Origin of the sequence: Streptomyces sp. NRRL F-6492, from assembly GCF_001280125.1 — a bacterium.
Taxonomy (GTDB): Bacteria; Actinomycetota; Actinomycetes; order Streptomycetales; family Streptomycetaceae; genus Streptomyces.
This window is the reverse complement of sequence record NZ_LGEG01000266.1, coordinates 19962-44252: the sequence shown is the minus strand read 5'-3', so window position 1 is coordinate 44252 and position 24291 is coordinate 19962. Positions and strand designations below refer to the sequence as shown.

Sequence of the window (24291 nt, the reverse complement as noted above, 5' to 3'; positions counted from 1 at the left end):
GCCTCACGGCGTCCCGGGCGTTCCGGTGGGCGCCGGCGGGGCGGGGCAGGCGACCGGGCCCGGCTTCACGGACAGTTTGAGCCGGGGGGTCGTCAGGAGGCCCGGGAGCTGGAAGTCCTGGGCGGTGCCGACGATCCGGTCGAACTTGGCGTAGCGGGCCTGGATGCCGAAGCGGTGCTGCGGGCTGTTCAGCGGGTTGTCCACGTACGCCCCCGAGGGGTCCTTGACGGTCTTCACGTCGGCGCCGTTGGTGTTGAGGTCGACGACGCCGTCCATGTCGAGGACGCCGGTGGCGTTCTTCAGGTCGAGGACGGTGTTCTTGGTCCTGATCTCCCAGGAGCCGGGGTTGTCGTCGCCGAGGGTCAGCATGAGGGTGTACGTGGCTCCGCCGATCTGCTGCTTCTGGCTCAGGCACAGGCCGTTGATCATGCCGTCCGCGAAGCCCATGCGGAGCACCCGCACGGTCCCGGCCGAGCCGTCGGGCCGCACGACGGCCTGGTCGACGACGGCGGCGCCGTACTGCGTCCCGTACAGGCTGCTGGTGGTGAAGTCGACCGGCCGGTCCTGGATCCGGAGGCCGACCGCCAGCGCGCCGCTCGCCATGGCGGTCCCGAGGCCGCCGGCGGCGAGGAGCGCGGGCACGGCGACGGCGAGGGACCGGCGCCAGTGGGTGCGCCCCTCCTCGGAGGCGCTGCGGCTTTCGGGGCTCGTGGCGGGGCTCATGGGGAGGTCACCGTGATGGTTCCGGGGAGGTGGACGGGGTTGTCGGTGGAGTCGAGGGCCGCGTGGTCGTCGACGGTCCGGATCGCGTAGATGTCCCCGGCGAAGTCCTCGGCCCCGGCGGTCAGCGGGATGAGGGAGCCGAAGAAGTCGAGGAGGCCCTGCACTCCGCAGATCTTGACGAGGACGCGGAGGCAGACGTTGGTGATGTTCCCCCACATCGTCGTCGTCTCGGGCTTCCCCGCGCTGTCGTAGCCGCCGAGCGAGCCCTCGTTCGGCACGTCGATGGTGACGGTGTGGCCGTTCGCCCGCTGGACCACGTTCATGTGCGAGCGGATCTTGAGCTTGGTGAAGGTGTACTTGTTGGTGGTCCGGGTCGTACCGTCCGAGAGCCGGACGGTGACGTCCTTGTCGACGGTCAGCGAGACGGCGACCATGCTGTCGATGGTGACGCGCAGCGGGTCCGGGGAGGGCAGGAAGGGGACGCCGAGGGGCTGGACCGCGGCGGGCGCCCCCGCGGCGCTGCCCGGCTGCCCCGACCAGACGGCGGTGGCGACGGCGAGCACCAGGGCGGTGCTCACGGCGAGGGCCCGCTGCCGGGTCGTCCCACCCGGCCGGGTCGTCACCCCTCCACCGCCCTGCGGCGCGGGCGTTTGGCTCCCCAGCCCACCATCATGGAGCCGCCGAGGACGCCGAGCGCCATGCCGAGCAGGAAGCCGCCCAGGTTGGAGACGACGAGCGAGACGACGGCGAGGACGGCGCCGATGAGCCCGAAGGTGTACCGCTGGGCGGGCAGCGCCATCGGGATGAGGCCGCACAGGATCATCCCGCCGCCGACGAGGTAGCCCGCGATCCCCCCGAAGCCGGTGCTCACGATCAGCTGGAGCGAGCTGAGGGAGAACTTGAGGACGGTCCAGCCCCCGGCGACCAGCCACAGCCCGCCCCAGAAGGGGCGGGTGCGGCGGAAGGCGCGGAACCACGCCCACGCGGCCTTCGCCCGGCTCAGCACGTCGTGGCCGTTCCGGGAACGACCTTGATCTTCAGGTCGGGCAGGACGAGCGCGCCCGCCATCTCGGCGTCGTACGCGGTGGCGTTGAGGCCGTGCAGCTTGATGGAGCTGCCGCCCTCGCCGCCCGCCGAACCGAGCCCGAACCCGCCGGGCAGCGCGCCCGTGAGGGGCTTGCCGGCGACGGTGACCTGGTCTGCGGACTGGCCGAGCACCGCGTTCTGGAGGGTGGTGGGCCCGTACGCCTGGAGTTCGGTGGCCTGGATGTAGAGGTTCGAGGCGTCGATGTCGGTGGTGAAGGTCCCGGGCGGGGTGGCCGTCACCTTCTGGCCGCCGGTCAGGAGCAGCGAGTACGGGACGCCGGCGATCTTCTGGTGGACGATGCCGCACAGTCCGGCGAGCCCGGCGCTGGCGAACCCGACGCGCGCCATCGCGGTGTTGGTGGTCGTGGTGCCGTCCGGGCGCCCGACGGCCGGGGTGTTGACGATGGCGCCGAAGCCGCTGCCCTGGACGCCGTTGGAGGTCAGGGTGAAGGGCTCCCCGGTGACGCTGAAGTTGGCGGCGAGCGCCCCCTGGGCGAGCGCCGTGCCGAGGGCCCCTATGGCCAGGGCCGAGGGGACGAGGGCGAGCGCGCCGCGTCCCCAGCGGGTGCCCCGGCGGGTGTCGTCTGCGGCCTCGGCCAGCATCCGGGTGTTCCAGTCGGCGGCGGCACGGGCACCGGCCGTGCGCATCCGGGTGAGGGACGTGCCGAGCCCGCGGGCTCCGGAGAAGAGGTGGTTCATGCGGATCCGCTCCCAACGGACACGGGGGGTACGGGGGTTTCGGCGGCCTTCCGGCCGCGGCGGAGGAGACCGCCGGTGCGCCCGGCGGGCTTCTCGGGGAGCCAGGCGAAGGCCATGGAGCCGCCGAGGACCGCGAGGACCATGCCGACGAAGAGGCCGCCGAGGTTCGACAGCGGGAAGGAGGCGACGCCCGCGATGACCGCGAGGACGCCGGCGGTGTGGCGCTGGCTCGGCATCAGGAGGATGAGCAGGGCCATCGCCATGAGGACGACTCCGCCCGCCATGCCCGCGATCCCGCCGACGCCGACCTGGAGGATCTTGCCGAGGGGGGCCATCGGCAGGAAGAAGATGACGAAGCCGCCGATCCCGGTCCAGACGGCCGCCCAGAACGGCCGGGTGCGGCGCCAGTGGCGGAACGCCGCGAGCGCGCCGCGCGGTTGACCGGTGGCCGGGAGCGGCCGGGGCCGCGGTGACGCGGCCGCGGTGGTCCCGTCGGTCGGCTCGGGCGGGTCGGTCGGCGGATCGGTGCTCATGGAGGCCTCGCAGCGGCGGTTCGGGGAGGGACGGGAGGGGTGCGGGGCGGGGGCCCCGCGCCGCCGGGGGCCCGGGGGCTCCGGAGGGCGCGGGGTCCCGCCGGTGGCGGCGGTGCCGGAGCCGTGCGGCTCAGCAGCCCTTGTCGCCGTGGGCGATGCCGATCGCCAGGTCGGGCAGGGTGATCGCGCCGGAGATCGTGGCGGCGTTGGCGTCGGCGTTGAGGTTCTTGATGTCCGTCCGGCCGCCGGTGGCGTCCAGGCCGAACTGGCCCGGGGTGCCGTCGGTGATGCCGGTGCTCTTGATCCCGGCGCTGTCGGCGGCGGCGCCGATGACGTTCGGGCTGCCGTCGGCGGCGTGCAGGGTGGCCGTCGACGCCTTGAGGGCCTGGGCGTCGAGGACCAGCTTGTTCGCCTGGAGCCCGGCGCCGGCGACGAGCTGCTCGCTGGTGAGCGGGGTCGCGGCGGCCGGCGAGGAGATGTTGAGCGACCAGGTGCCGAGGCTGCCGATCACCGGGAGGTCGACCGTCTGGACGGCGTGGACGCAGATGCCGTCGAGGCCCGCCTTGGCGAGGCCGACCTCGGCGGCGCCCTTCGGTCCGCCCGCGTCGACGGTGTGCATGACCGCGCCGATGCCCTGCGGCGCGGCCACCGTCTTGGAGCTGAGGGTGAAGGGGACGCTCGTCAGCGAGAGGTTCGCGGCGAGGGCGCCCTGCACCATCGCCGTGGCCATGGCGGCGATCGCCACGGTGGCCGGCAGGGCCAGGACCGCCGATCTGCGCCAGCGGGTGACCCCTCTGGTCTCTTCCTGCATGTGCTCTCCAACCGTCGTCCCGCACGTGCCGCGCGGGTGGGGATGTGAACACAGCCGTGCGTCCTCGGCCGGATGGTCGGAGACGGGTGACACTTTGCGGCTGCATGTTCGAGAATTGGACACTCTCTTGTGGAGTGTCAACAGTTCGGACAATTCTGGGGAGAATTCCTCTGGACTAGGCTTGTCCGATGCCACGGTTCAGGGAGACGGTCCGGACACTGCTGCGCGAGCGTCTGCTCGACGCGGCGTACGAGGCGGTCGCGGACCGCGGCTTCGACAAGCTGCGCATGGCGCACCTGGCCGGCGCGGTCGGCGTCAGCCGGCAGACGCTGTACTCGGAGTTCCCCTCCAAGGAGGCGGTCGGCGAGGCCCTCTTCCAGCGCGAGCTGGAGCGCTGCCTCGTCGGCATCCAGGCGGGACTCGACGCGCACCGGGACGACCTGCGCGCGGCCGTCGAGGCCGCCGTCGGCTTCACGCTCACGCTGGCCGGGCGGAACCCGCTGATCAGGGCCATGCTGACCAGCACCGGCGAGGACGGGCTCCTCCCCTACCTCACGACCCGCTCCGCGGCGGCGTTCGCGACGGCCACGGCGATGGCCGACGCGTACGTCACGGAGGCCTGGCCCACCGTCGACCCGGTGGCGCGCGAGCTGGCCGTGGACGCGGCGGTGCGGCTGACCGCGAGCCACATCGTGCAGGCCACCGCGTCCCCCGAGGAGTCGGCCCGCCGCATCGCGGACACGGTGGTCAGGGTCGCCCTGAGCACGGGCCGCGAGGAGCTCCCGCCGGCTCCGGCGGAGTAGCCCCTCAGGGGCTCGGCCCCCGGTACTCCTCCAGGACCGGCCGGTTGCCGATGTCCGGGGACGAGGAGACGGGGAAGGCGCGCACGCCGACCCTCCCCTCGACCCGGCCGATCTCGCCCCAGCCGTACGCCCGCGAGTCGTCCGACAGGTCGGGGTTGTCGCCCAGGTAGAAGAACGCGCCCTCGGGCACGGTCCGCAGTCCGGCCCGCGCCGAGCGGGTGCCCTCCGGCGTGCAGCAGGCGCCCGTGCGGTGGGCCTGCGCGGCCCACTGGGGCGCCGCCACCCGGTGGACGGGCCCCTTGCCGCCCTCCTGGAGGAGGACCTGGAAGGGCTCGTCCGGCGTGGAGACGATCGCGACCCGGTCGCCGGGGAGTCCGATCACCCGCTTGACCAGGAGGGCGTCCTTCCCGGTGGCCCGCAGCAGCACCACGTCGAACCGGCGCACCTCCCCGGCGGAGCCCGGGGCGGCGAGGACGCGGTCGCCCTGGTGGAGGGTGGGGGCCATGCTGGTGCCGTCGACCCGGATCCCGAGGGCGGTGACGGCCACCCCCGCGAGGAGGCAGAGCAGGACTCCGGTCCCGAGGACGGCGCCGGCCGCCCGGCGCGCGTTCACCGGCGCCGGGTGGGGTCCGGGGGCCGCACGGCACCGGACCGGTCGATTTCGGTCATGGCGGGACGGTAGGACGGCCGGCGGGGAACGGCCGTGACCGTACCGCTCAGGGTTGTTGACCGCACGGACCGGGAGGCGGCCGGGCGGGGGGTCACCCCTGGCCCCTCCCCCGGTACGCGCGGGGCGTCTCGCCCGTCCAGCGCCGGAACGCCCGGTGGAAGGCGCTGGGTTCGGAGAAGCCGAGCCGCCGGGAGAGCAGCTCGATGGAGACGCGGCCGCCGGCCAGTTCGGCGAGGGCGTGGTCGCGCCGCACCTGGTCGCGGAGGCGCTGGTACGTCGTGCCCTCGGCGGCCAGCCGGCGGCGCAGGGTCTGCGGGCTGACGGAGAGCCGGGCGGCGAGCTGCTCGGGCGTCGGCACGGGACCGGCGGGCAGGGCGCGCCCGATCAGGTGCCGCACCCGGCCGGTGACCGTGCTGCCGTGGTCGGCGGAGACGAGCACGTCGACGGGGGCGCGGCGCAGGAAGGCCTCGAGCGCCGCCCCGTCGCGCAGGACGGGTTCGTCGAGGTCGGCCCGGTCGAAGACGGCGGCCGTCCGCCCGGCGCCGAAGACGCGGGGCGCGCCGAACAGGAGGTCGTACTCCCGGGCGTGCCGGGGTTCGGGGTGGACGAACTCGACCCTGCGCAGGCCGATCCTGCGCCGGATCAGCCAGCCGGCGAAGCGGTGGGCGACGAGGACGGTGGACTCGGCGCCGAAGTGGAGGGGGTCGTCGTATCCGGAGACGTCGAACTCCATCCGGGCCTCGTCGGCCCCCTCGACGCCGGGGAGGTCCTCGCCCGGCGCGGGTTCCACGAGCCGGAAGCGCGGCCCGGCCGGGAAGAGGGAGTAGAAGGTCTGGGCGCGCCGGAGGGCCTCGCGCAGGTCCCGGCTGCCGTGGACCACGACGTGGGCCATCATCGCGAAGGTGCCGACCTTGCTGGGCGCGCCGCCGAAGCCGATCAACTCGTCGTCCAGGGTGGCCCACAGCGTCCTGACGAGCCGGCCGAACTGCTCGGCGGGGATCCGGGCCCGGGGTTCCTCCAGGAGTGCGGAGGTCAGTCCGGCGCGGGCGAGGAGCGGCCCGGGGGCGACCCCGCGCCGCTCGGCGCCGAGCAGCGCGGCCCGCACGTGGTGGGAGCTGACCGACCGTGTCGGCATGCGCGTCGCCTCCGTTCCGGCCGCGTCACGCCCCGGGTTCCCCGAAGCTGGACACTTTCCTGGAAGGATGTCCAGGTTCGGACATTCTACTGAGAACTGTAAGGCTCGCCAGGCCTCCTCTCCGGTAGACGGGACGCGGCTCACAGCCCCGCCACCGGCCCCAGGGGTGTCCGGGCGGGGCCCGGAGGAACGAGCCCCTTGCCCGCGCACGCCCGAGCCCCCATGCTTCCGACACCCGCTCAGCGAACCGGAAGGGTACGGACGATGACCGCCGCACAGCGCCGTGGACGCCGGATCATGATGACCCCGGCCGAGCTCGACTCCCATCTCGCGCGGCAGCGCACCTGCCGGGTCGCGACCGTGTCGCCCGACGGGCGCCCGCACGTGAGCGCGCTCTGGTTCGCCTGGGACGGCACCTCGCTGTGGCTGTACTCCCTGACCCGCAGCCGCCGCTGGGCGGACCTGCGCGCCGACCCGAGGATCGCCGTGGTGGTGGACGACGGCGAGGAGTACGGCGAGCTGCGCGGCGCGGAGCTGTCGGGCACGGCCGTCCCCGTCGGGGAGGCGCCCCGCACCGGCGGGCCGTGCCCCGCGCTCGACGCGGCGGAACGGCTCTTCGCCGCCAAGTACTTCGGCCTGGACGAGATGCCCCACGACGGCCGCCACGCCTGGCTCCGCCTGACCCCGGACGCGGTCGCCTCCTGGGACTTCCGCAAGATCACCGCCCCCTGAGACGGCCCGGTCGCCCTCCCGGAAGGCCGCCCCTCAGCACCCCAGCGGCTCGGCCACCGCCCGCAGCGCTGCGACGACCGCCCGGACCGAGGGGCGGCGGCCCGCGTCGGCGCGCCAGGTGGCGTAGATGTGCCGCCGCATCTTCTGCCGTACGGGCACGAAGGCGACGCCCTCCGGCACCGGGCGGCCGAGACGGGGGGTCACGCAGACGCCGAGACCGGCCGCGACGAGCGCGAGCTGGGTGTGGTGCTCGCCCGCGAAGTGGCCGATGCGCGGCTCGATGCCCTGCGAGCGCAGGGTGAACATCAGCCAGTCGTGGCAGAACTCGCCCTCCGGCCAGGAGACCCACTCCTCGTCGGCGAAGTCGACCAGGTCCACCGCCTCGCGTCCGGCCAGCGGATGTCCGTCCGGCAGGGCCACGTCGGCGGTGTCGTCGAAGAGGTGGGCGCGCTCCAGGCCGCCGGGCACCGGCGCCCGCTTGTTGCTCCAGTCCAGGACGATCGCGAGGTCGGCGTCGCCGCGCAGCACCGCGCGCACCCCCGGCTCCGGCTCCAGCTCCGTCGTGCGGACCCGCAGTTCGGGGTGGCCGGCGCGCAGGGCGGCGAGCGCGCCCGGGAAGAGGCCGCGGGCCGCCGTGGGGAAGCCGGCGAGCCGCACCTCGCCCACGACCCGGCCCCGCTGGGCCTCGATGTCGGCCTGGGCCAGCTGGACCTGGGAGAGGATCCGGGCGGCGTGCTCGGCGAGCAGCATCCCGGCGTCGGTGAGGCGCACGCCCCGCCCGTTCCTGGCCAGCAGCCGCTGTCCGACCTCGCGCTCCAGCTTGGACAGTTGCTGGGAGACGGCGGAGGTCGTGACGTGCAGCCCGTCGGCCGCGCCGCTGACGGAGCCGTGCCGGGCGACGGCGTCGAGGGTGCGGAGGCGCTCCAGGTTCAACATGTAAGCGATGCTAAGGGAAGGGGTCGAGGAAGTCTCACTTGTCCTAAGCGATCGTTCCGGCCAGTCTGAGGACATGAGCCCCGCAGCCCCGTCCTCCGCTCCCCCCGCTCCCTCCGGTCCCCCCGTCCCCTCCGGCCCCGCCGCATCGGCCCGGCCCGCCCCCCGGCTGCTCGACTGGCGCGTCCGGTTCGGCGCGCTGTCCCTCATCTGGGGCTTCAGCTTCCTCCTCATCAAGGTCGGCACGGAGGGCTTCGCGCCCTTCCAGGTCACCTTCGGGCGGCTCCTGTTCGGTACGGCGGTGCTCGCCGCCGCGCTGGCCGTGAAGCGGGACCGGCTGCCGCGCGGCGCCCGCGTCTGGGGCCACCTGGCGGTCGCGGCCTTCCTCCTCAACGCGCTGCCGTTCTCCCTCTTCGCGTACGCGGAGCTGACGATCCCCTCGACCCTGGCGGGCATCTGCAACGCGACGACCCCGCTGTGGGGCATGCTGCTCTCGCTGGTCGCGCTCTCCGAGGACCGCCCGACCCGGGTCCGCGCGGCCGGTCTGGGCATCGGCTTCGTCGGCGTGCTGACCGTGCTCGGCGCCTGGCAGGGCTTCTCCGGCCTCGACGTGACCGGCACCGCGCTGGCCCTCCTCGCCTCCTTCAGCTACGCGGTCGGCTGGATCTACGTCCGCCGGACGCTGAGCGGCACCGGCGCCTCGCACCTCTCGCTCGCCGGTTCCCAGCTGGGCCTGGCGACGCTGCAACTGGCGCTGGTCACCCCGCTGTTCACCTCGGCGCCGAAGTCGGTGGAGCTCCTGCCGCTGCTCGCCGTGATCGCGCTCGGCGCACTCGGCACGGGGTACGCGATGCTGCTCCAGTACGGCATCGTCGCGGAGGTCGGCCCGACGACGGCCTCCATGGTCACGTACTTCATCCCGGTCATCGCCACGGCGGCGGGCGTCACGCTCCTGGGCGAGCGGCTCGGCTGGAACACCCCGGTCGGCGCCGTCGTGGTCCTGGCGGGCGCGGCCCTCACCCAGACCCGCGCCTCCCGCCGCCGCGCGGCTCCCCTCCCCGAGGTGACGGCTCCCCTCCCCGACACGACAGTCCCCCTTGCCGACGCGACGACTCCCCGCCCCGACGTGCGGGAGCCGGCCCCCGCCGCGCCCCGGAATCCCGCGGTCCGCGTCTGAGTTTCCGTACCCCCGGGGTGACGACCCGGGGGTACGGACCGCCCGTTCACGCCCCCGTACGCCGGCGGGCGATGTTCCGTTCCAGGAGCCGCGTCGAGGCGGCGACCCCGACGCCGCCGTCCGGGCCGGGGGCCGGCAGCCTGCCGTCGGCGCGCTTCAGCTCGGCGAGCGCCGAGTCGATCGCCTCGTGGGCGGCGAACAGGCAGGGGGTGCTGTAGATCGCCACGTCCACGCCGAGCCCGGTGAGTTCGGCGAGCGAGAGGCGCGGGGACTTCCCGCCCGCGATCTGGTTGAAGAGCAGCGGCTTGTCGCCGGTCACCTCGCGGATCGCGCGGATCCCCGCCACGTCGCGCACGCCGTCCACGAGGACCACGTCCGCGTCGGTGGCGGCCAGGCACTTGGCCCGGTGGAGGACGTCCTCCTCCTCGGTGGCGTCCGTGCGGGCCACCACGACCATGTCCCGGCGGGTCGCGAGGACCATCTCCAGTTTGGCGAGGTACTCGTCGAGCGGCAGCACCTGCTTGCCGTCCGCGTGGCCGCACCGGCGCGGCCGCTTCTGGTCCTCCAGGACCACGCCCGAGGCGCCGGTCCGCTCCAGGCCCTCCACCACGTGACAGGCCACCTCGGGATCGACGTAGCCGTCGTCGATGTCCACGAGGAGGTGGTGCCGGGGGAACGCGCCGCGCAGCCGCTGCACGAAGGCGACCATGTCGGGCCAGGCGATGAAGCCGATGTCCGGCAGGCCGTAGTACGAGGCGGCGAAGCCGAATCCGGAGACGAACATCCCGTCGTAGTGCGCGGCCGACAGGGAGGCCGAGTACATGTCGTAGACGCCGATCAGCGGGGTCGTCCCCGGTTCCGCGATCCGGTCGCGCAACCTGCTGCCATGGCTCATCGTCCTGCTCCTGGGGGTCCGGGAAACACGGGGAACGCGAAGGGGCCGCCCACCTCGGCGGAACGGCGGGCCTTCGCCGGACCCGATGATTCCGCGATCCACCGGGGACTTGCGCCCCGCCGGGGGGCGACTCACCCTCCAGGCCCAGCACATTCACCGCAGAAACGTCACTGGAGCGACACCCGCCACGAGCGGCGCTTCCCGGAGACCCCTATCCGTAACTCCGCGCCGGCGCGGGTCCCGCGGCCCCGGCGACGGCGTCGGCCAGGGGCTCGACGTCCGCGACGGCCAGCCCGGAGACGGTGAGCCGGACGGCGGGCCCGGTGTCCATCCGGAACCGCGCGCCCGGAGCCACCGCCCAGCCCGCCGCGAGGAGCCGCGCGACCGCGCCCGTCTCGTCGGCGACCGGCACCCACACGTTCATGCCGGAGCGCCCGTACGCCTCGACGCCGCGCCGGGCGAGGGCGCGGACCAGCCCGTCGCGCCGTTCGCCGTACGCGCGCGCGACGACGGCCGGGTCCACCGCCTCCGAGGCCCAGAGGTGCGCGACGGTCCGCTGGAGCAGCCGGCTCACCCAGCCGGGGCCGAGCCGCTGCCGCCCGAGCACCCGGTCGACGGTCTCGGCGTCCCCGGTGAAGACGGCGATCCGCAGGTCGGGGCCGTACGCCTTGGCGACCGAGCGGACCAGGACCCAGCGGTCGGTGACCCCGGCCAGGGGGTGGAGCGGCTGCGCGACGATGCCGTGCCCGTGGTCGTCCTCGACGAGCAGCACGCCGGGGTGCGCGGCGAGGACCCGCCACAGTTCCCGGGCCCGCTCCTCGCCGACGCAGGCGCCGGTCGGGTTCTGCGCCCGGTCGGTGACGATCACGGCCCGCGCCCCGTCCCGCCGGAGCGCGCGCTCGACCTCCCCGGGGAGCGGCCCCTCGTCGTCGACGGCTACCGGCACCGGCCGCAGTCCGAGCGCGGGCACCAGGTCGAGGAGGCTGCCCCAGCCCGGGTCCTCGACGGCGACGGCGTCGCCCGGCCTGAGGTGGACCGCGAGCACCCGCTCGATGGCGTCGAGGGAGCCCGAGGCCACGCCGACGGGCCCGTCCGGCACGCCGTCCGCGTCGAGGGCGGCGCGGGCGAGCCGCCCGAACTCCTCGTCGACCGGGGCCTCTCCGTACATGCCGGGCCGCTCGGCGTACCGCCGCGCGACCTCCGCGAGGGCGTCGCCGAGGGGCGGGAGGAGGACGGGGTCGGGGCTGCCGTTGCTGACGTCCCGCACCCCGGCGGGCGCCTCGACCCGGATCGAGCCGCGCGCGGTCGTGGCGGGGCGCGGGCGCACCCGGCTGCCGCGCCGCCCGTCCGTCTCGATGACCCCGCGCTCGCGCAGGGTGCGGTAGGCGGCGGCGACGGTGTTGGGGTTCACTCCCAGGGTGGCCGCCAACTCCCGCATGGGCGGGAGGGGTTGGCCGGGCGTCAGCGCGCCCGCGCCGACTCCCCGCTCGACGCTGGCGGCGATGTCCGATGCGCGACGGCCTTCGATCCGATACTCTCCTAGCACAAACAACATTATGCACTAGTGCAATGGAGTACGCAATGAGCGACACCGTCGAGGACCCCGCGCCGATCGACGTCCCCGTCCCCGCATCGCCGCCGGCCGCCTACACGCCGACCGCCCGGACCGTGCCCACCCGCTCCCGGGAGCGCGCCTCGTACGACAGGGAGCTGGTCCATTCGATCCTCGACGAGGCCTACGTCTGCCACCTCGGCTTCGTCCGCGACGGCGTGCCCGTCGTGCTCCCCACCCTCTTCGGCCGGGTCGGCGAGCGCCTCTACGTCCACGGCTCCACCGGCTCGCGGCCGCTGCGCGCGACCGGCGACGGCGAGAAGGCCCCCGGCCTGCCGGTCTGCCTGACCGTGACCCACGTCGACGGCCTCGTGCTCGCCCGCTCCGCCTTCCACCACTCCCTCAACTACCGCTCGGTCGTCGTCCACGGCACCGCCCACCGGGTCACCGACCCCGAGGAGCTGCGGACCGCCCTCGACGCCCTCGTGGACCACGTCGTCCCCGGCCGCTCCGCCGACTCGCGCCCCGCGAACGCCAAGGAGCTCGCCGCCACCGCCGTGATCCGCCTCGACCTCGACGAGGTCTCCGCGAAGGTCCGCACCGGCGGCCCCAACGACGACCCCGAGGACCTCGCCCTCCCCCACTGGTCCGGCGTGGTCCCCGTGCGCGGCGGCTACGGCGCCCCGGTCCCGGCGGACGACCTCGACCCGTCCGTCGCCCTGCCCGGCTACCTCGCCGCGCTCTGACGGCGGGCGGGGCGGGCGAGGGGACGGACGAACCGTGCCGACCCCCCTCTCCGAACGCGACGGGCCCGGCGACCGGGAGACCCGGGCCCGCCGGCCGCGACGCCTCGCGGCCGGCCGACGGCCCGGGAGGGAACCGGCCTACACCGCCGCGGCCTCCCGCCTGCGTTCCACCGCCGTCCGCGTCTCCGCGAAGGCGAGGCCCGTGACGGCGGCGAGCAGCAGCAGCGTGCCGAGCACGATCGCCGCGGTGAGCCGCTCGCCGAGGAGCGAGACCGCGATCAGGGCGGCGCTCACCGGCTCCAGGAGCATGATCACGGAGACGGTGGCGGCCCGGACGACCGCCGCTCCGGCGAAGTACAGCGCGTACGCGAGCGCGGTCGGCACCGCCGCCACGTACACGAGGAGGAGCAGCACGCCCACCGGGGCGCCGGTGTGCGGGACGATCCCCTCCGCGAGGGCCACGGGCAGCAGCCCGGCGGACCCGATCGCGAAGGCCCAGGCGGTCGTCGCCAGGGCGTCCGCGCCGCCGCCGTCGCGGCCGAGCCGACGGGTGAGCAGGGTGATCGCCGCGTATCCGGCGGCCGAGACGACCGCGAGGGCGACGCCGAGGGGGCGCACCTCGGCGGTTCCGCCGCCCAGGACGAGGACGACGAGCCCGGCGAGCGCCCCGACGACGGCGGTGGTCCCGCCGCGGCCCAGGCGCTCCCCCATGGTGAGGCGGGCGCCCAGGGCGATGAGGACGGGGCCCGCGCCCAGGGTGACGACGGTGCCGACGGCCAGGCCCGTGGCCTCGACGGCGGCGAAGTACGCGCTCTGGAAGACGGTGAGCCCGACGCCGGTGCCGAGGATGCGGACCGCCCTGCGGCGGCGCGACTCCCCGGCCGTACGGGAGGCCGTACGGGAGGCCGTGCCGGCGGTCCCGCCGCCGGCCTCGCGGGCGGTCGCGCGCCGGGACCGCAGGGCGAGGGCGCCGAGCAGCAGGACCAGGCCGCCGGCGCAGCGCCAGAAGGAGAGGGCGAGGGGGCCCATGTCGCTGACGCGGAAGATCAGCGAGGCGGCGGCACCGGCCGTGCCCCAGGCGATCCCGGCGACGATCAGATAGAAGAGGCTCCGCCCGACGGACAGGGCGGATCCCGAGGAGTTCGACACGTGACTTCTCCGTGGAAGACGGGAGGGAAGGGTGGTCGCTGGGCTCCGCGCGCGGGCAGCGACGAACCGCCCCGGCGGCGAGGAGTCGCCGTCCGGGCCCGGTCTTCGTCGGGAAGGTCCCCGCGCGTGCTAGGCGGCGGGAGGCGGAAGCACGGTCGAATGCATGATCGGCACCCTACGGGGCGGTCTTCCCGGCGGACAACCCGGCTTCCCGACCGGCCTCCCCGGCACCGGCCCCGGCACCGGCCCCGGCATCGCCACCGGCCCCCGCCTCGGATTCGGCCGCGACCTGCCCCACGTCGCCCGTTCCACCGGCCACGGGCCCGGACGACGGCGCCTTGGGCGTCGAGGACTGGGCGATGAAGGCGCCGACGAGGACCACCGCGCCGCCGACGATCTGCGGCGCGCCCAGGTGCTCGCCGAGCAGGACCCAGGCCAGGACGGTCGCGACGACGGCCTCCAGACAGGCCACGACGCCCGCCACCTGCGGGGAGAGCCGGCGCACCGAGACGACGCCGGTGACGTAGGCGAAGACGGTGGCGATCAGCACGATCCAGCCGAGCAGCAGCCAGGCGGGCACACCGGTGCCGTCCATGGCGGCGCGGCCGCCGAGGACCGCCCAGTCCATGCCCCACGGCCGGGCCACGACGGTGAGGACGAGCGCGCCGATGAGCAGTCCGTACGCGATGACGCCGACCGGGTCGGCCGGCTCGGCCTCGTCGGCGCCCTGGTCGGAGAGGACGAAGTAGCCGACCTGGCAGCAGGCGGCGGCGAGCGCGAGGAGGAGTCCGAGGAGGTCGAAGCTCAGTCCGGACCAGACCTGGACGACGCACGCGAGCCCGCCGACGGCGAGGACGACGCCGAAGGCGGCGGCGCGGGTGACGGGCCGGCGCTGGACGAAGCGGACCCAGCCGAGGACGAGGGCGGGGGCGAGGTACTCGACGAGGAGGGCGACGCCGACCGGGATGCGGGAGATCGAGGCGAAGTAGAAGGCCTGGACGCCGGCGACGGCGAGCAGGCCGAAGCCCACGAGGAGGGCGGGTTTGCGGCGCAGGAGGTCCCGGTGGCGCCAGGCCACCGGCAGCATGACGAGCGCGGCGCCGGCGACCCGGAGCCAGACGACGTGGAGCGGGTCGAGTCCCGCTTCGATGAGCGGCTTGGCCGCCACTCCCGAACCACCGAATGCGAAGGCCGAGGCCAGGGCGAGTCCCAGGCCGGCGCTTCTCCCCTGAGACGCGTGCATGGGGCCATCATGACAGGACGCCGTCAGGGGTGTAAGCCCCGTTACACCTGTTGAGACGGCCCCTCGTGGCGGGCACCGCCGGGGACGGGGTCGCCGGCGCGGTCGAGGGCCTCGCGCGGGGCGCCGGCGAGGTCGGCGCGGGCGGCCAGGGCGGCCGGGTCGACCCCGGCGCGGCGCAGCACCTCGACGGCCCGGCTCTCGGGGTCGGCGGCGACGACGGCGAGCAGGTCGACGCCCCGGGCCTGCGGCTCGCCGCGCCCCGCCGCCCGCCGGAGGGCGCCCTCCAGGGCGGCGGCAGCGGCGGGCGACCAGCCGGGGGCCAGGGCGTCCCGGGGCCCGGTCCCGCGCGTCGCGGGCAGCAGGCGCCGGGTTCCCGAGTCCTCGACGGAGCGCTGCCAGCGCAGGCCGTAGCCGATGGACCGCTGGACGAGGTAGCCGAGGACGCGGGCGAGCCGGTCGCGGTCCTCGAACGCGGCGGCGGCCTCGGGGTCGGACTCGACGAGCGAGTGCAGCAGGTGCGCGGTGTCGATCTGACGGTCCCCGTCCCTGAGGGCCCTGCGGCGCGCGCCCGAGACGACCGCCGCGAGCGACGGCGTCAGAAAGGTGGCGAGCTCCGCCCGCGGGGCGGCGGGCTGCCGGAACGACGGGGGGCGCGGGACGGGACTGTGCACGCTCCCACCTCATCAGACCCGGGCGGCCGGAACATCACCGGAGAGGAGCATGTCCGCATCCCACCGGAGTGGGGCACGGGCGCGTGGTTCCTCCTCCTTGCGAATGAGATCGCGCGCGACACTCCCGGAGAGGCGCGCGCCGCCTTGCCTCGCGCCCCTCCTGCAACCACGGCCCCCTCTCCGCTCGTCCTCCGAACGTGTTCTGGATGGTGGGTCTGCTCGCGGTCGACGGGCGGCAGTACGTGTACCGGGTGTACGCGCCCCGGGAGGCGCTGCGCGCCGATCTGTTCTGGGCCGCCTTCCACTGCCACGAGGAGGACGGGGCGCCGCGCGCCTCCGACAGCTTCGACACGGCGGAGATCCGGTGGATCGGCGACGGGGCGGACCCGACCGCGGCGGAGCTGACGGTCCACCGGCGCTGAACGCCGGGGGGAACGGAAGGAGGGGCCCGCGGCGGTCGCCGCGGGCCCCTCCTCGTCCGTCCTTCGCCTCAGTGCTCGTCGGCCAGGATCAGGTACAGCTTCTTGCGGGCCTCGTTGATCACGGCGACCGCCTTCTCCCGCTGCTCGGGACTGCCGGTCTTCCAGACCTGCCCGAACGCCTCCATCAGGCCGAAGCCGGCCTGCCGGATCTCGTTCACGGCCTCCCAGTCGACCCCGCGCCCGGCCTCCTCCCAGGGAGCGTCGGGCCCGTTCCCGGCCTCGGTGCGCCCGGAGTCGGTGAGCGTGAACAGCTTCTTGCCGCCCTCGCTCGCGCTGGTGATCAGCCCCTCGTCCTCCAGCAGCTGGAGGGTGGGGTAGACGGAGCCGGGACTGGGCTTCCACGCCCCGTCGCTGCGCTCGCCGATCTCGCGGATCATCTCGTAGCCGTGCATCGGGCGGTCCTTCAGGAGCGCCAGGATCGAGGCCCGCACGTCACCGCGCCGCGCCCGTCCCCGGCCACCGCCACCGCCGCGACCCCCGAAGGGACCGCCTCCGAACGGGCCGCCGCCGAACCCGGGCCCGAAGGGTCCGAACGCGGCACGCCGCCCCTCGAAGTCGCCCCGGCCTCCGGGGCCACGGCCTCCACGACCGGCTCCGTGTCCGTTTCCGTACTCGTGTCCATGTGAACGCATCGCAACGCTCCTTCCATCGGGATTCCTTCTGCGAACCATCGCGATGCCTCAACGATATATCGGAACTGTTCGATAGGCAAGAAGCCGACGGAAGGTGGAAAATTGTCGAACGTACGTTCGATAAAAAGACAAAAAGAAGAGGGTGCTCCCGACCGGGAGCACCCTCGCGGACCTCAGTCCAGACAGAACTCGTTGCCCTCGATGTCCTGCATCGTGATGCAGGACTCGTTCTCCTCGTCGGCGAACTGCGTGTACAGGTGCACCGCGCCGAGCCCGACCAGCCGCGCGCACTCCGCCTGGAGGGCGGTGAGGCGCTCCTCGCCCACGAGCCCGGTGCCGGCCCGGACGTCGAGGTGCACCCGGTTCTTGGCGACCTTGCCCTCCGGAACGCGCTGGAAGAACAGCCGCGGGCCCTCGCCCGAGGGATCGACGCAGGCGAACCACTCCACCTCGTGCCCGGACGGCAGCGAACGGTGGTAGTCCTCCCAGGTGCCGAACCCCTCCGGCGCCGGCGGCACGACGTACCCCAGCACCTCGCACCAGAACCGGGCCAGGCGCTCGGGATCCGCGCAGTCGAAGGTGACCTGGATCTTCCTGATCTTTGACATCGGCACACCCTAGAGGCGCGTGCCGCCCACCAGGAACCCATATTTGACCTTGACACCGTGACAAGGCCTTCACTGGCGCCGAGGAGGTGGTCCCGATGACCATGGCGAACGAGGAGACGGCGCGGGCCCTGCGGGCCCTGGAGAGCGACAGCCCGTCGGTCCGGCTGCGGGCGGCCCTGGCGGTCGGCACGGCCGCGGACCGGAAGTCCGCGGACCCGGAGTCCGTGGACAAGCTGGTCGAACGGTGCGGGGTCGAGCCCGACTTCTCCGTACGCGAGATGCTGACGTGGGCGCTCACCCGCCACCCGGCGTCGGCGACGGTCCCGAAGCTCCTCCCCGAGGTCCGCTCGGGGCGTGCGCGGGCCCGGAGCCAGGCGCTGCACACCCTGTCCAAGATCGGGGACCGGCGGGCGTGGCCGGTGATCACCCCGGCCCTGCTGTCGGACCCCGACGACGAGGTGGCCCGGAGCGCCTGGCGGGCGGCGGTCGTCCTCGTCCCCGAGGGGGAGGAGCGCGAGCTGGCCGTGACGTTGGCCGCTCAGCTCGGACGCGGTGGCCGCGAGACGCGGCTGAGCCTCAGCCGGGCGCTGATCGCGCTCGGAGGGGCGGCGCTGCCGGCCCTCGCCGCCGCGGCGACGGACCCCGGCCCCCACGTGCGCGCGCACGCGATCGCCACGGAGCGGTTGTGGCGCGACCCGGACGCCGGGTTCGAGCTCGCGGTCGAGGAGGCGAAGCGCGTCGTGGCCCTCGGCGAGGCCGGACAGGAGGGACGACAGGCGTGTTGATCGGTGACGTGGCCCGGCGGTCCGGGGTCAGCGCCCGCATGCTCAGGCACTACGAGTCGCTCGGCCTGGTGCGCCCGACGGGCCGCACCGGCTCCGGCTACCGGGAGTACTCCGACGAGGACATCCGGCGGATCTTCCACATCGAGAGCCTGCGGTCCCTGGGCCTGTCGCTGCGCGAGGTCGGGCGCGCGCTGGACGATCCCGGCTTCGCGCCCGCGGAGCTCGTCCAGGACCTCGTCCGCCGGACGCGGGAGCGCATCGCGGCGGAGACCGAGCTGCTCACGCGCCTGCGCCGGATCGGCGCCGCGGAGCCCACCGGCTGGGAGGACGTCCTCCGGACCGTCGCACTCCTCCAGGCGCTGGGATCGAAGAGCGCGGGCACGCGCCAGCGCGCGGCCCTGTCCGTGACCGAGGAAGCCCCCCTGCCGGTGGAGGCGCTGGTCGAGGCCGTACTGAACGAGTCGGACCCGAACGTGGCCGGGGCCCTTCGCTGGGCCCTGGCGCGAGCGGGCGAGGAGGGTGCGGCCCTCCTCGCGGAGGGCCTCGGCTCCCCCGCCGCCGAGGTGCGGAAGCGCGCCGTCCTGTCCCTCGCCGAGATCCCGGACGACGGGGCGACCGCACTCCTGCGGGACGCCCTCGCGCACCCCGACGCCGCGGTCCGCCGGTACGCGGCCCTGGCGCTCGGGACACGGGGAGTGGCCGACGCGATCCCGGCACTCGTCGCCCTGGCCCTCGGGGAGACGGAGGAGATGAAGGAGACGAAGGAAACCGAAGAGCCGGAGGGGGCAGGGGGGACGAAGGTGACAGGGGGGACGAACGACGTCGGCGCGGCCGACGCGGCCGACGCGCTGAGCGCGCTGGCGAGCGACCCCGCGCTCGCGGACCGCATCGCCACCGGCCTCGTCGACCGCCTCGCCCGCGCCGCCGCCGGACCGTCCGCACGCCGGCGGCTGGTCCAGACCCTCGCGGACATCCCGGGCCCCACGGCGTCACGCGCCCTCACGGCCCTGTCGCGCGACGAGGACCGCGCCGTCGCCCTCACCGCGAGGTACGTCCTCGGGCTGCGCGAAGGACGCTGACGCGCCCCGGCACCGGATACTGGGCGGCGTGACCACCGAGTACCCGTACGCACCGCTCAACGACCCGGCGGACTTCGCGTCCCGCCTGACCGCGGCCGAGGACTGGACGTATGCCGCCCTGGACGCCCGGCAGGAGGGGCGGTGGACCCCGACGGAGACCGAGGGCCCGATCCTGGCCGACGTGGTGGCGGCCACCAACCCCCTGCACGGCGGCCACCTGCCCCCGCACACCGGCGAGTCGGTGTACGTGCGCCTCGGACGGATCAGGAACTGGGCCGGCGTGCTGCGGCTCGCCGCCCGGGCCGGGGGCTGGCGGCTCCGTCCCGTCGTGGGCACGGACCCCTCCTCCCTCACCCGGCCCTTCGAGGCGGCCGACCTGCTGTCCGGCGTCTACGCGCTCGCCGAGCAGGGCGAACAGTGGCAGCGGCTGATGCTGGCGGCCGCCGCCGACCTCAGTGCCGCGGCCCGGGAACGGCCCGCACGACGGCCCCGTCCCCTGGGGGAGGAGATCGAGGAGCGCGCGCCGGGATTCGCGAGGGAACTGGCCGCCGCGGAGGGGTTCTTCACCGGTCCCGGCACGCTGGACGACCTCTCGTCCTACCTGGCCTCGACCCGCACCACGCCGCCACCGGTCGATACCCTGTTCGCGTGACGTCCGAGGAAGACCTCCGCTTCCCTCCCGCGCTCGCCGCCGCCCTGGCGGTCCGGTTCGAGTACGCCGGCGGTGACGGCGTCGACTTCGAGCCCTTCCCCGCCTTCCTCTCCGCCGACGAGACCACCGAGTGGATCCGCGCGTGGACCGGCAACGAGCAGCTCACCGGCGACGACTTCCGCGTGTTCGGGCAGGACGGCACCGGCGGGTACGCCGCGTTCTGGCTGGTCCGCCCGGACCGGGCGCCGGACGGTCAGCCCGTCGTCTTCCTCGGCTCCGAGGGCGAGACCGGCGTCGTCGCGCGCGACCTGGGCGCCTTCCTGTGGCTGCTGGCCGACGGCGTCGGCCCCTGGGAGGCGACCAATCCGTACGGTCCCGTCCCCGCCTCGTACCCCCACCCCGAACTGACCGCCGTCGCGGAGCGGTACGCACCGGGCCTCCGGGCCCCGGCGGCCGCCCTCGTCGAGCAGGCCGCCCGGGAGTTCCCCGACTTCGACGACATCGTCACGAAGCTCTGCCGCTGACCCGATCCTCAAGGACCGTTCCGGCGCGCCCGCACCGCCCGGACCAGGCGGGTGGTCCCGTATCCGAGGAGCCATGGCAGCACCGTGATGCCCCCGACGCACACGGCGGCGTGGCCGACGAGGTCCTCGGTGCGCTTCTCCCGGTCCAGCGGCAGGATCATCACGGCCGCCGAGACGCCCACCGGCACCAGCGGCAGCAGCACCGGTAGAGGAACAGGACCCATCAGTCGTCCGCGTGCCCGAACATCGTCGAAGCCCCCGGGGCCCACTCGCGGCGGACACCCCGCGCGCCCCCTCCGCAACGACGCGCGGACCGACCGGTCCAGTTCTCCGCGATTGGCCTTGGCCGCCGGAAATCCGCCCCCGGTACCGTCGGCTTCATGCGCATCCGAATCGTCGACGCCTTCACCGACCGCCCCTTCTCCGGCAACCCCGCGGGGGTCCTCCTCCTCGACTCCTTCCCGGAGGACGCCTGGCTCCAGAAGGTCGCCGCCGAGATCAACCTCTCCGAGACGGCCTTCGCCCACCCGCTGCCCGCCGGCGGCGAGGCGGACTGGGCGCTGCGCTGGTTCACGCCGACCACCGAGGTCGACATGTGCGGCCACGCCACCCTCGCCACGGCCCACGTCCTGCACAGCACCGGCACCGCGACCGGCGCCGTCCGCTTCGCGGCCCGCTGCGGCGTCCTCGGCGCCACCGCCGAGGCCGACGGGACGATCACGATGGACTTCCCGACCTCCCCCCTCACCCCCGTCCCCGGCCCGGACGGTCTGGAGAAGGCGCTCGGCGCCGAGGTCGTCGCCGTCCACGACACGGGGGCCCACGTCGGGGACCTCGTCGTCGAGCTGCGCGACGAGGCCGCCGTCCGCTCCCTCGCCCCCGACCTCACCGCCCTGAAGGGCATGTCCTCGCGCGGGACCATCGTGACCGCCGCCGCCGAACGCCCGGACGGCGGCTACGACTTCGTCTCGCGCGGCTTCTTCCCCGCGGTCGGCATCGACGAGGACCCGGTGACCGGCAGCGCCCACACCGCGCTCGCCCCCTACTGGTCGGCCCGGTTCGGCCGCGACGACCTCACCGGCCTCCAGGGCGGCGCCCGCACCGGCCTCGTCCGCACCCGTCTGCGCGGTGACCGCACCCTCCTCAACGGCCACGCCGTCACGGTCGTCGAGGGCGACCTGTGTGCGACATCCCGCGAGCTCTCCTGAGTCCCGTTGGTTCTCCGGGCCCCTGACCAGGGGGATCTTCCTCCTTCGTGTGCTCTGCTGGCTTGTGACGTGACTTCGGGATTCTTGAGGCTTTCTCATCTCGTCCGACCGATTCACAGTCGGGTCGAAGGCGAGGAGGCTCGGGTTGGCGGCGCTGGCGGTCGTACGGGACCTGCGTGAGCACTGGGCACCCGCGTCGGCTGAGGAACTGGAGCGATTCGAGACCGATGCGCTGTCCGGGTCCGTCCTCGCACGGGCCTCAGCAGGGCTGGCGGACGGCACCATCCGCGGGGACGTCGGTCAGCTGGATCAGATCGGGACCTGGTTCGGCCGGCCCTTGCGGGACATGGAGCCCGCTGACGCGGACGTGTACTTCGGGAAGGTTCTGCGGCACTGGCCCAGTGGCACCCGGCTGGGCCGGTCGCAGGCGTTGAGCACGTACTTCATGCTCCTGGAGCTGCGGCACAAGGTCGAGATCCACCGGATGACCGGCCGGGTGGTCGAGTGCCCGACCGACGAGATGAACCGGCCGCGCGGGGCCAAGGACGCCCAGCTACGGATTCCGCCGAGTGAGCCGGAGATCGGGACGTTGTTCACCGACCGGGGCGGCGAGCTGGCCACCTGCCGGAAGTTCGCCCCGACCGCCCGAAACCACACCGCCTCGAAGCTGATGTCCCAGGTCGGCCTGCGGGTGAGCGAGGCGTGTGGGCTCGACCTGGAGGACATCAAGGGGGACCTGGGCCACTAGGGGATGACGAGCAGCTTGCCGGTGGTACGCCGAGCCTCCAGATCGCGGTGAGCTCGGGCGACCTCGGCGAGCGGGTAGCGGGCCGTCACGGTGGTCTCAAGCACCTTGGTGCGCACCAATTCAAGCACGTCGGCGGCGCGCCGGAGCAGCTCGGACCGATCGGCGATGAAGTCCCCGAGGCTTGGCCGGATCAGGGTCAGCGAACCGCCCTGGGCGAGCCGGATGGGGTCGAAGGGCGGCACTGCACCACTCGCGGCGCCGAAGAGCACCAGGTGGCCGCGGGCTCGCAGGCTGGCGAGGCTCGCATCGAAGGTGTCCCTGCCGACGCCGTCGAAGACGACGGGCAGGCCCTGGCCGCCATGGAGCCGCTTCACCTCGGCCGCGAGATCGTCCACCGCGGAGTAGAGGATCACCTCGGCGGCCCCGGCGCGCCGCGCCAGCTGGGCCTTCTCCGGTGTCGAGGTCGTGCCGATCACTCTGCCGCCGAGATGGGTGATGAGCTGGGTCAGCACAAGCCCCATGCCGCCGGCAGCAGCGTGCACGAGCACCGTGTCGCCTGGCTGGACCGGGTAGGCGTCCTTGACGAGGTAGTGCGCCGTCATGCCCTGCAGCAGCACGGCGGCGGCGGCCTCGAAGTCGACGCCGTCGGGCAGGGGCACGAGCCGGGAGGAGTCCACGACGGCCTGCTCGGCATAGGTGCCGGGAATCTCCACCCAGCCGACCCGGTCTCCCACAGCGACGTGGGTGACGCCGGGTCCGACCTCGAGGACCGTGCCCGCGCCCTCAGTGCCCGGGGTGAAGGGCAGCGGGAGGGTGTACCGCCCCTGGCGGTGGTATACGTCGAGGAAGTTGACGCCGGACGCGGCGATCTCCACGACCGCCTGGCCCGGGCCCGGCACCGGTCGATCAACGTCGACCAGTCGCAGCACCTCGGGACCGCCTACTTCGGAAACCTGAATCGCTCGCATGACCCCTCCTGAAATGGCTAACTTCCCTCACCAACTCCGTTCGTGACGTTCCGATTCCCGCTCGCGGTGAGGTGTCGTAGCCGTCTCGTGCCCACGTGGGAGAAGGGTGCCACCGACGGAATGGGCCTGCCCAGGTGACGAAACGCGGTCGACGGTCGGCCGGGCATCTCGGCTCTGCCCGCGCTCGCACCGCAGTTGGCTCCCTTGGCGGTCATCACCCGGGATCGCGGACACAGCCGCGCGGGATCGACGCCTGGCGGAAGCCACGTTCCCGCAGGTCAGTCAATTCCGTCGGTGACCCTTGTTCATGCACATCGATCCGTGCAGCTCTACGCGTCCTGCCGCGCGGATGAGGGCGCGGGTGCGTCGGCTTGAGGCTTGAGGCTTGGGGACGGTGGGTTCGGGCAGGGCGCGGAAGAGGAGCCGGCTCAGGGCAGGCATGGCGATCAGGGGGGGGTGCGGGCTGTCTTCAGGGAGGTGGAGTCGGCCAGGTGTCCCAGCAGGGGGCCGATGAGGCCGCCGATGCTGACGGTGAGGCCGAGGGCGACGCCGCTGGCAGTACCGATACGGGAGGGCAGGTGATCCTGGCCCAGGGTGGCTTGGAGGGAGAAGGGGACGTACCGGCCGACGGAGGTGAGGGCCACGAAGAGGAACATGGCCGGGCCGGGTGCGTGGATCACTCCGGTCACGGCGGCGACGGAGAGCGGGTAGGACCAGCGGGAGACATGGACGCGGTCGTAGCGGTTGGCCGGGGGCTCTCCCAGGACCGAGCCGACTGCGCCGCCCAGGAACAGCAGGAACAGGGCGAACACCATGTCGGAGTTCATGTGGACAGTTCAATTTGATCATCCTTCGGTGTGTCTTCGGGTGGAAGAGTTGGTCACATCCGGCCAGTCCGTCTCGGCTGGGCGGTGCCGCTCGGGCGGGCGGCTGGTCCCCCGGGTGCGAAAAGAGGGTGATCACCCGTGCTGCGCAGTTGGCGGCGTCGGCGGCGAGAGCGTGTTCGACCTTGCGTCTCGCCCGTAGCCGTGGCGCATGGGCGGGTGT

General features: G+C 74.1%; 29 protein-coding genes and 1 pseudogene. 11 read left to right on the top strand and 19 right to left on the bottom strand.

Annotated elements, in window-relative coordinates:
• Window positions 1–3: 3 nt before the first annotated feature.
• The 6 genes from ADL08_RS31360 to ADL08_RS31335 all read right to left on the bottom strand — a co-directional run bounded on the left by ADL08_RS31360 (window position 4) and on the right by ADL08_RS31335 (window position 3852).
• Window positions 4–723: a DUF6230 family protein gene (locus tag ADL08_RS31360; protein WP_053648990.1), complete on the bottom strand. Its 720-nt coding sequence runs from the start codon at window positions 721–723 to the stop codon at window positions 4–6.
• The gene (locus ADL08_RS31355) at window positions 720–1346 is read right to left on the bottom strand and encodes a hypothetical protein (RefSeq protein WP_053648988.1); all 627 of its coding nucleotides are present in this window, start codon (window positions 1344–1346) and stop codon (window positions 720–722) included. The genes ADL08_RS31360 and ADL08_RS31355 overlap by 4 nt, the downstream gene beginning before the upstream one ends.
• The gene (locus tag ADL08_RS31350; protein ID WP_053648986.1) at window positions 1343–1729 is read right to left on the bottom strand and encodes a DUF6114 domain-containing protein; all 387 of its coding nucleotides are present in this window, start codon (window positions 1727–1729) and stop codon (window positions 1343–1345) included. The genes ADL08_RS31355 and ADL08_RS31350 overlap by 4 nt, the downstream gene beginning before the upstream one ends.
• A complete protein-coding gene (locus tag ADL08_RS31345; RefSeq protein ID WP_053648984.1) occupies window positions 1723–2508 on the bottom strand; it encodes a DUF6230 family protein in 786 nt (261 codons plus the stop codon). Before ADL08_RS31345 ends, ADL08_RS31350 begins: the two co-directional genes overlap by 7 nt.
• On the bottom strand, window positions 2505–3041 hold the full coding sequence (locus ADL08_RS31340) for a DUF6114 domain-containing protein (RefSeq protein ID WP_053648982.1): 537 nt from the start codon (window positions 3039–3041) through the stop codon (window positions 2505–2507). Before ADL08_RS31340 ends, ADL08_RS31345 begins: the two co-directional genes overlap by 4 nt.
• A gap of 130 nt (window positions 3042–3171) precedes the next feature.
• A complete protein-coding gene (locus ADL08_RS31335) occupies window positions 3172–3852 on the bottom strand; it encodes a DUF6230 family protein (protein WP_053648980.1) in 681 nt (226 codons plus the stop codon).
• Window positions 3853–4040: 188 nt separating this feature from the next.
• Between ADL08_RS31335 and ADL08_RS31330 the strand changes: the two genes are divergently transcribed.
• The gene (locus ADL08_RS31330; RefSeq protein WP_053648978.1) at window positions 4041–4655 is read left to right on the top strand and encodes a TetR/AcrR family transcriptional regulator; all 615 of its coding nucleotides are present in this window, start codon (window positions 4041–4043) and stop codon (window positions 4653–4655) included.
• A gap of 4 nt (window positions 4656–4659) precedes the next feature.
• On the opposite strand, the gene lepB is transcribed toward ADL08_RS31330, so the two are convergent.
• Both lepB and ADL08_RS31320 read right to left on the bottom strand, forming a co-directional pair.
• Window positions 4660–5268, bottom strand: a complete 609-nt coding sequence (lepB, locus tag ADL08_RS31325) for a signal peptidase I (protein WP_053648976.1) — start codon at window positions 5266–5268, stop codon at window positions 4660–4662.
• Between the two features lie 148 nt (window positions 5269–5416).
• Entirely contained in the window at window positions 5417–6460 is a 1044-nt protein-coding gene (locus ADL08_RS31320; protein ID WP_053648974.1) for an AraC family transcriptional regulator, read from the bottom strand.
• A 264-nt stretch (window positions 6461–6724) separates the two neighbouring features.
• Between ADL08_RS31320 and ADL08_RS31315 the strand changes: the two genes are divergently transcribed.
• The gene (locus tag ADL08_RS31315) at window positions 6725–7192 is read left to right on the top strand and encodes a pyridoxamine 5'-phosphate oxidase family protein (RefSeq protein WP_053648972.1); all 468 of its coding nucleotides are present in this window, start codon (window positions 6725–6727) and stop codon (window positions 7190–7192) included.
• Window positions 7193–7225: 33 nt separating this feature from the next.
• Here the strand turns inward: ADL08_RS31315 and ADL08_RS31310 are convergent, their stop codons facing one another.
• Window positions 7226–8128 (bottom strand): LysR family transcriptional regulator, encoded by a 903-nt coding sequence (locus ADL08_RS31310; RefSeq protein ID WP_053648970.1) that lies wholly within the window; start codon window positions 8126–8128, stop codon window positions 7226–7228.
• Between the two features lie 73 nt (window positions 8129–8201).
• On the opposite strand from ADL08_RS31310, the gene ADL08_RS31305 reads away from it, so the two are divergent.
• On the top strand, window positions 8202–9302 hold the full coding sequence (locus ADL08_RS31305) for a DMT family transporter (protein WP_234352336.1): 1101 nt from the start codon (window positions 8202–8204) through the stop codon (window positions 9300–9302).
• Between the two features lie 46 nt (window positions 9303–9348).
• Here ADL08_RS31305 and ADL08_RS31300 read toward each other — a convergent pair whose 3' ends face one another.
• Together ADL08_RS31300 and ADL08_RS31295 are read right to left on the bottom strand one after the other, a co-directional pair.
• A complete protein-coding gene (locus ADL08_RS31300) occupies window positions 9349–10197 on the bottom strand; it encodes an isocitrate lyase/PEP mutase family protein (RefSeq protein ID WP_053648968.1) in 849 nt (282 codons plus the stop codon).
• Window positions 10198–10408: 211 nt separating this feature from the next.
• A complete protein-coding gene (locus tag ADL08_RS31295; protein ID WP_234352335.1) occupies window positions 10409–11743 on the bottom strand; it encodes an aminotransferase class I/II-fold pyridoxal phosphate-dependent enzyme in 1335 nt (444 codons plus the stop codon).
• A 35-nt stretch (window positions 11744–11778) separates the two neighbouring features.
• Here ADL08_RS31295 and ADL08_RS31290 point away from each other — a divergent pair, with 35 nt between their 5' ends.
• Window positions 11779–12495, top strand: a complete 717-nt coding sequence (locus ADL08_RS31290) for a pyridoxamine 5'-phosphate oxidase family protein (RefSeq protein WP_053648964.1) — start codon at window positions 11779–11781, stop codon at window positions 12493–12495.
• A 138-nt stretch (window positions 12496–12633) separates the two neighbouring features.
• Here the strand turns inward: ADL08_RS31290 and ADL08_RS31285 are convergent, their stop codons facing one another.
• The 3 genes from ADL08_RS31285 to ADL08_RS31275 all read right to left on the bottom strand — a co-directional run bounded on the left by ADL08_RS31285 (window position 12634) and on the right by ADL08_RS31275 (window position 15558).
• Window positions 12634–13644 carry a DMT family transporter gene (locus ADL08_RS31285; RefSeq protein ID WP_053648962.1) on the bottom strand — a complete coding sequence of 337 codons (1011 nt, stop codon included), beginning with the start codon at window positions 13642–13644 and terminating at the stop codon, window positions 12634–12636.
• Window positions 13645–13819: 175 nt separating this feature from the next.
• A complete protein-coding gene (locus tag ADL08_RS31280; protein WP_053648960.1) occupies window positions 13820–14887 on the bottom strand; it encodes an EamA family transporter in 1068 nt (355 codons plus the stop codon).
• A 41-nt stretch (window positions 14888–14928) separates the two neighbouring features.
• Window positions 14929–15558, bottom strand: a complete 630-nt coding sequence (locus ADL08_RS31275) for a Clp protease N-terminal domain-containing protein (RefSeq protein WP_053648959.1) — start codon at window positions 15556–15558, stop codon at window positions 14929–14931.
• A gap of 197 nt (window positions 15559–15755) precedes the next feature.
• Here ADL08_RS31275 and ADL08_RS31270 point away from each other — a divergent pair, with 197 nt between their 5' ends.
• Window positions 15756–15980, top strand: a complete 225-nt coding sequence (locus ADL08_RS31270; protein WP_053648957.1) for a hypothetical protein — start codon at window positions 15756–15758, stop codon at window positions 15978–15980.
• A gap of 68 nt (window positions 15981–16048) precedes the next feature.
• Here the strand turns inward: ADL08_RS31270 and ADL08_RS31265 are convergent, their stop codons facing one another.
• A complete protein-coding gene (locus ADL08_RS31265) occupies window positions 16049–16672 on the bottom strand; it encodes a PadR family transcriptional regulator (RefSeq protein WP_078968217.1) in 624 nt (207 codons plus the stop codon).
• Window positions 16673–16845: 173 nt separating this feature from the next.
• A complete protein-coding gene (locus ADL08_RS31255) occupies window positions 16846–17280 on the bottom strand; it encodes a VOC family protein (protein WP_053648951.1) in 435 nt (144 codons plus the stop codon).
• A gap of 95 nt (window positions 17281–17375) precedes the next feature.
• Between ADL08_RS31255 and ADL08_RS31250 the strand changes: the two genes are divergently transcribed.
• The 4 genes from ADL08_RS31250 to ADL08_RS31235 are packed head-to-tail and all read left to right on the top strand — an operon-like array spanning window position 17376 to window position 20320.
• Window positions 17376–18065 (top strand): HEAT repeat domain-containing protein, encoded by a 690-nt coding sequence (locus tag ADL08_RS31250; protein ID WP_053648949.1) that lies wholly within the window; start codon window positions 17376–17378, stop codon window positions 18063–18065.
• The gene (locus ADL08_RS31245; RefSeq protein ID WP_053648947.1) at window positions 18059–19144 is read left to right on the top strand and encodes a MerR family transcriptional regulator; all 1086 of its coding nucleotides are present in this window, start codon (window positions 18059–18061) and stop codon (window positions 19142–19144) included. The genes ADL08_RS31250 and ADL08_RS31245 overlap by 7 nt, the downstream gene beginning before the upstream one ends.
• A gap of 28 nt (window positions 19145–19172) precedes the next feature.
• A complete protein-coding gene (locus ADL08_RS31240; protein ID WP_053648944.1) occupies window positions 19173–19796 on the top strand; it encodes a hypothetical protein in 624 nt (207 codons plus the stop codon).
• On the top strand, window positions 19793–20320 hold the full coding sequence (locus ADL08_RS31235; protein ID WP_053648942.1) for a hypothetical protein: 528 nt from the start codon (window positions 19793–19795) through the stop codon (window positions 20318–20320). Before ADL08_RS31240 ends, ADL08_RS31235 begins: the two co-directional genes overlap by 4 nt.
• A gap of 8 nt (window positions 20321–20328) precedes the next feature.
• Here ADL08_RS31235 and ADL08_RS31230 read toward each other — a convergent pair whose 3' ends face one another.
• Window positions 20329–20544 carry a hypothetical protein gene (locus ADL08_RS31230; RefSeq protein WP_159043084.1) on the bottom strand — a complete coding sequence of 72 codons (216 nt, stop codon included), beginning with the start codon at window positions 20542–20544 and terminating at the stop codon, window positions 20329–20331.
• 156 nt (window positions 20545–20700) lie between these two features.
• Between ADL08_RS31230 and ADL08_RS31225 the strand changes: the two genes are divergently transcribed.
• Both ADL08_RS31225 and ADL08_RS31220 read left to right on the top strand, forming a co-directional pair.
• Window positions 20701–21528 carry a PhzF family phenazine biosynthesis protein gene (locus tag ADL08_RS31225; RefSeq protein WP_053648939.1) on the top strand — a complete coding sequence of 276 codons (828 nt, stop codon included), beginning with the start codon at window positions 20701–20703 and terminating at the stop codon, window positions 21526–21528.
• A gap of 145 nt (window positions 21529–21673) precedes the next feature.
• Window positions 21674–22276 (top strand): hypothetical protein, encoded by a 603-nt coding sequence (locus tag ADL08_RS31220; RefSeq protein WP_234352334.1) that lies wholly within the window; start codon window positions 21674–21676, stop codon window positions 22274–22276.
• On the opposite strand, the gene ADL08_RS31215 is transcribed toward ADL08_RS31220, so the two are convergent.
• Both ADL08_RS31215 and ADL08_RS31210 read right to left on the bottom strand, forming a co-directional pair.
• The gene (locus ADL08_RS31215; protein ID WP_053648937.1) at window positions 22273–23244 is read right to left on the bottom strand and encodes a quinone oxidoreductase family protein; all 972 of its coding nucleotides are present in this window, start codon (window positions 23242–23244) and stop codon (window positions 22273–22275) included. The genes ADL08_RS31220 and ADL08_RS31215 overlap by 4 nt on opposite strands.
• A 329-nt stretch (window positions 23245–23573) precedes the next feature.
• Window positions 23574–24050 (bottom strand): annotated as a pseudogene (locus ADL08_RS31210) (MFS transporter); the annotation flags it as partial.
• Window positions 24051–24291: the final 241 nt, after the last annotated feature.